8 protein-coding genes are annotated in these 4,732 nt (G+C 67.2%); 7 read left to right on the top strand and 1 reads right to left on the bottom strand.

Translation table 11 applies throughout. The features are described 5' to 3' along the window. From DCI01S_RS15985 to DCI01S_RS15955, 7 genes are all read left to right on the top strand, one after another. A partial coding sequence (locus DCI01S_RS15985; RefSeq protein ID WP_218001331.1) for a hypothetical protein occupies positions 1 to 562 on the top strand: 562 nt, incomplete at its 5' end. A gap of 134 nt (positions 563 to 696) precedes the next feature. Continuing rightward, a complete protein-coding gene (locus DCI01S_RS15980) occupies positions 697 to 981 on the top strand; it encodes a hypothetical protein (protein WP_061230133.1) in 285 nt (94 codons plus the stop codon). Positions 982 to 1,099: 118 nt separating this feature from the next. Next, complete coding sequence (locus tag DCI01S_RS15975; protein WP_061230132.1) at positions 1,100 to 1,342, top strand: hypothetical protein; 243 nt, start codon at positions 1,100 to 1,102, stop codon at positions 1,340 to 1,342. Positions 1,343 to 1,504: 162 nt separating this feature from the next. Continuing rightward, positions 1,505 to 2,404, top strand: coding sequence for an ArdC-like ssDNA-binding domain-containing protein (locus DCI01S_RS15970; RefSeq protein ID WP_061230131.1), 900 nt, complete (start codon positions 1,505 to 1,507; stop codon positions 2,402 to 2,404). A gap of 176 nt (positions 2,405 to 2,580) precedes the next feature. After that, positions 2,581 to 3,375: a ParA family protein gene (locus DCI01S_RS15965; protein ID WP_061230130.1), complete on the top strand. Its 795-nt coding sequence runs from the start codon at positions 2,581 to 2,583 to the stop codon at positions 3,373 to 3,375. A gap of 5 nt (positions 3,376 to 3,380) precedes the next feature. Further along, a complete protein-coding gene (locus DCI01S_RS15960; protein ID WP_061230129.1) occupies positions 3,381 to 3,707 on the top strand; it encodes a hypothetical protein in 327 nt (108 codons plus the stop codon). 6 nt (positions 3,708 to 3,713) lie between these two features. Next, positions 3,714 to 3,992: a hypothetical protein gene (locus DCI01S_RS15955; protein ID WP_061230128.1), complete on the top strand. Its 279-nt coding sequence runs from the start codon at positions 3,714 to 3,716 to the stop codon at positions 3,990 to 3,992. A 64-nt stretch (positions 3,993 to 4,056) separates the two neighbouring features. Here the strand turns inward: DCI01S_RS15955 and DCI01S_RS15950 are convergent. Continuing rightward, on the bottom strand, positions 4,057 to 4,732 hold a 676-nt coding region (locus DCI01S_RS15950; protein ID WP_218001330.1), incomplete at its 5' end, for a hypothetical protein.

The raw sequence follows: 4,732 nt of genomic DNA, 5'->3' as shown, positions 1-4,732 counted from the left end.
AGCGACCATGACCACGTCGCCTGCCTACGTCATCCCCGGCGCCGAGGGGATCGCCGCCGCCTATGCCGATATGCGCCGCCACAACGTGGCCCCGCTCGCGGCGAGCGACTGGCTCATCGAGCAGGTGAAGGACGCCGCCCGCGACGACATCGCCCAGCAGCTCGAGCGCAACAACGGCGCACCCGCCCAGGAGCCCCCCACCGTCGCCGATCTGGTCCTACGCCAGATCTACCGCACCATCGGCGTGGCCCTGGCCGTCTACAACAACCAGCGCAGCCGCGTCACCGACATGGACCACATCGCCACCCCCCAGGGGGCCGCTGCGATCAACCGCGCCGCCGTCGCCCGCAAGGTCCGCACCAACGACACCCACCGCGCCATCTTCGAGTACACCCCCGACATCGACACCGTCGAAAACGGCAAAGAGACCATCTACTACGTCTCCGGAGTCATCTACATCGGCCCCCGCGTCCGAGCCCTCACCGCACGCTTCACCGGCACCACCAGCGCCCCCACGGCCCACAGCGTCACCCTCACCCACTTCGACGTGCTGCTGCCCTAGCCCACAGCCCTGGAGGGGACGCCCGAGGGGCGTCCCCTCCAGGCATTTCACAGCCCGCCGCCGCCTCCACAGACCACGACAGGACAGCCCCGCGTCACGGCGAAAGCGCCCCGAGCCGTGCCAGGCTGGCCCGCATGGACACAGCCGAACCCCTGCACTCGACCAGCCTGCGCGACCTCCTGCGCCAAACCGTCAACCTCGCCCGCGCGGGCGACCACCGCGCCCGCCGCATCACCATCGGCCCCCGCAGCGGCATCGTCACCCCCCACACCAAGCCCGACGGAACACTCGACGCAGACGACCTCGCAGCCCAAGTCTGGTCACTCGGCCACGACGAGCCATCCGACACCGGAACCTTTACCGGCGGCTTCTACACCAGCCGCGGAGTCAGCCGCCTCGTATACGCTCCTGAACCCTGAACTCCCAGGTAACAGGCACTTAACGCATCATGCACGCCCAATGCGTGCATGATGCGTGTATACTGAAAGCAGAGCGGGCCACAAGGCCCCTCACCCCGAACCGGAAAGGAGCGAAGCAATGGCAAAGCCCGGAACCCTCCTCGAGTCCTTCGACCTCGAGGTCCCCGACGAGTTCCGCACAATCGCGGCCGAAATCTGGCTGGTGCTCGCCGACGACGGCACCGAAATGCTGTGGCACTACGAGGACGGGCGGCACGCCTTCACCCATCCCGCCCGCCGCTGCGCCAATTGCGGCGAGATCATCACCGCCAGCGCCTCCGGGGCGCGGTGCTTCGGCTGCGCCGGAGGGCTGAACCTCTAACCTCACCACCTGCCCGGCCCGCCACAAGCGAGCCGGGCAGGTGGCCCCGCACTGGATTGGGACACGAGCGCATCATACTAGTTGCATACTCGTATCATACGTGTATCATGTAAGCAGAGCGGGCCACAAGGCCCCTCACCCCGAACCCGAAAGGAGCCAACAATGGCCCGCAAGACCTACACCCCGCAGCAGCGCGAAGCTGCCCGCGAGGCCCGCGCCGCCAAGGTCGAGCAGATGCACAACGAGCTGACCGCCGCCGTCAACGCCCTCACGGAGTCCGGCCAGTGGCAGCGCTGGCTCGACTTCCTCGGCAGCTTCCACCAGTACAGCCTCAACAACACTCTGCTGATTCAGGTGCAGTGCCCCCACGCCACCCAGGTCGCCGGATTCAAGGCATGGCAGACCAAGGGCCGCCAGGTCCGCAAGGGTGAGACCGCGATCCGCATTTTCGGCAAGCCCTTCCGCATCGTGTCCGAGACCGACGAGGCCACCGGCGAAAAGACCCGCCGCGCCGTCAAGTGCCCGCCGCCCGTGGTGTCGGTGTTCGACATCTCCCAGACCGACCCCATCGAAGGCGTCGAGCAGCCCATTGCCCCCGTGGCCCAGCTCCAGGGCGACGACCCCGCCGACCTGTTCGAGCGCATCGCCGCATGGATGACCGGCCAGGGCTGGACCGTCACCCGCGAGCAGATCCCCGGGGAGGTCAACGGCTTTTGCACCATCGACGGCAGCCGCAGAATCGTCGTGGACGCCGACCTGTCCGACGCCCACGCCGCCAAGACCGCCATCCACGAGGCCGCGCACGCGATCCTGCACACCGACGAGGACGGCAAGGCCACCACCGAGCCCGACCAGGCCACCTGCGAGCTCGAAGCCGAATCCGTCGCCTACGTCGTGGCCGGACTGCACGGCCTCGACACCAGCGACTACAGCGTGGGCTACGTCGCCAGCTGGAGCAGCGGCCAGGCCGAGAAGGTCAAAGCCACCGCCATCCGGGTCCAGGAAGCCGTTCACCTCATCGCCGAAGCCCTCACCGACGAGACCGAGGAGGACGCCGGCTAGGCCGGCGGGGGCGGTCGGGCGCGGCGCCGCTCCGCTAAGCGCCACGCCCGACCGCCGGCCACCCGCCCCAGTGGCCGGCCACGACACGCCCCTCACCCGAGCATCACACTTGCGCCATGCCCGCACCATGCACGGATATACTCGCACCATGCACGCATAAAGAAGGGAAAGTGCCCATGACCACGGTCATCGCGATCGCCAACCACAAGGGCGGCGTCGGCAAGACCACCAGCGCCCTCATGCTCGCCCATGCCGCCGTCGCCGACGGACGCCGCGTCCTGGTCATCGACCACGACGCCCAAGGGGGAGTGGCCCTGCGCATCCTCGGCGACCGCGACCCCGACGGCCACACCCTCGCCGACATCTACGCCCGCACCCCAGGCGTCACCCTCGACCGGGCCACCCACACCACCCGCCGGGACGGACTCGACATCGTCCCGTCCGGACGCGGCGCACTGGCCGCAGCTCTGCAATCACTTGGGGGAGTAGCCCCCGGCAAAGTCCTACACAAAGCCCTAGACGCCGTCCGCGACGACTACGACCTCATCGTCATCGACTGCGACCGCGGCCTATCACTGGGCACCATCAACGCCCTCTACGCCGCCGACCGGGTCCTGCTCGTCACCGAACCCGAAAACGACTCGTTCAACGGCATCAGCGACACCGGGGAACTCGTCGACGAAATCAACGAAGACCTCCGCCCCACCCGGCCGCTGCCCGATCCGGACATCCTCATCAACCTGCGCGACACAACCCGCACCGCCACCCACGGCCGCGTCGCCACCGAGATCCGCGAATGGGCCGACGCCTCCGGCTACCGCGTCCACCCCCACGACATCCCACGCCGCGCCTTCATCGCCGAAGCCGCCGCCAACGGCCAAGGCCTGGACGAGCTCAAGGAAATCGCCGCCGTCACCGTCCGCGACAGCTTCCACGAGCTGCTGACCACCCTGACCGCCGAGAGGAACTGATACCCATGGCCGCCAAGCCGCCCGTTCGCCAGCGCAAGACCACCGACAGCCTCGTCGCCCAGGCCGCGGCAGGGGAGAAGGCCGACCGCCCAGCCGACGCCCCCGAATACCGCAACTGGAACGTGCGCCTGCCCGCCGACCTCGTCGAACGAGTCTGGGGCACATGCCAGGCCCTCGAGGACGCCGAAGACCTCCCCAGCGCCGTCGCATTCACCGTCCGCGCCTTCGAGGAGCTGCTCGACCGCCTCGACGCCGAACACAACGATGGCCAGTCCTTCCACGCCGACGCGAGCCCGTTCCGCGCCGGCGGACGCACCACCTACAAGAGGTAGACACCCATGCACATCATCACCATCACCACGACCGCCCCGACCGGCGAGCTACTGGCACAACAGACCCTCACCACCGCCGGCGACCTCACCGAAGCGCTCGACCTGGCCGCCCACCACGCCTCAGCCAGCACCATCGACATCCACGCCCACGATCCGTACCAGCACCACGCCCACCTCATCGCCCTCGGCGACGAGCCCCACGCCGTCATCGCGCCCCGCATCACCCCAAGTGGACGCACCGACCTCATCGCCACCCTCCGAGCCGCCAGAACGCTGACGAGCTGAGCAAGGCGCTACTTGCTAACCCCGTGCCGACATAGAACGTTTTCTGCAATCCCCACATCGCCAGCTAGTCAGCCCAGGCGACGTCTCCGAAGCCCGGTCGCTTGAACGTCGACGGGGCGTAGAACTCGACCCTGTACTCACCTTTGTCCGGGTACGTGATGAAGCGCCCGACCCATCGCCCCTGGATCGAAAACCCCTCTTCTCGGCCCGAAGATGACGTCTCGTACGCCTGCTCATACAGATCGAAGTAGTCATCCGAGACTGATCCTCCGAACCAGATCAGATCTGCGTCCGTGAGGCTGGCTGGATCCCCGCAGCCAGGCGAGTGTCCTTCCGCTTCCCGATTGCCGTGATGATCGACATGCCAGTAGAGGAACTCTTTGGAGTTGCGGGCCAGAAACGGCTCCCCGGTTAAACGAGCCAGCGAAAACGGGGGAATGTCGTCGCCGATGCTGTCCGTCATCGACACCGGGTCGACCTCGAGCTCCCACCACTCATCAGCTCCGGAACGTCTGTCACGTGGCCGGCCGGTCGCGGCCACGACAATCGCCAGGAATACCGGCCACGTCGTCACCAAACCCCTATCAGAGCTGCTGGGAGTCCGAGCGATACGCCGATTCCCGCCCGAGATCACCTCGACGTGCTCCTGCTGGAAATCAACGACAAGCCTCAAATCCTTCTCGCCAGTCGGCACTACGCGTCCTCTCATCCGACCTTGTCTTCCAAGAAAAACTAATAAG

This window comes from Dietzia cinnamea NBRC 102147, from assembly GCF_001571065.1.
Taxonomy (GTDB): domain Bacteria; phylum Actinomycetota; class Actinomycetes; order Mycobacteriales; family Mycobacteriaceae; genus Dietzia; species Dietzia cinnamea.
The sequence above is the reverse complement of the archived record's forward strand: the minus strand, read 5'-3'. Positions and strand labels throughout refer to the sequence as shown.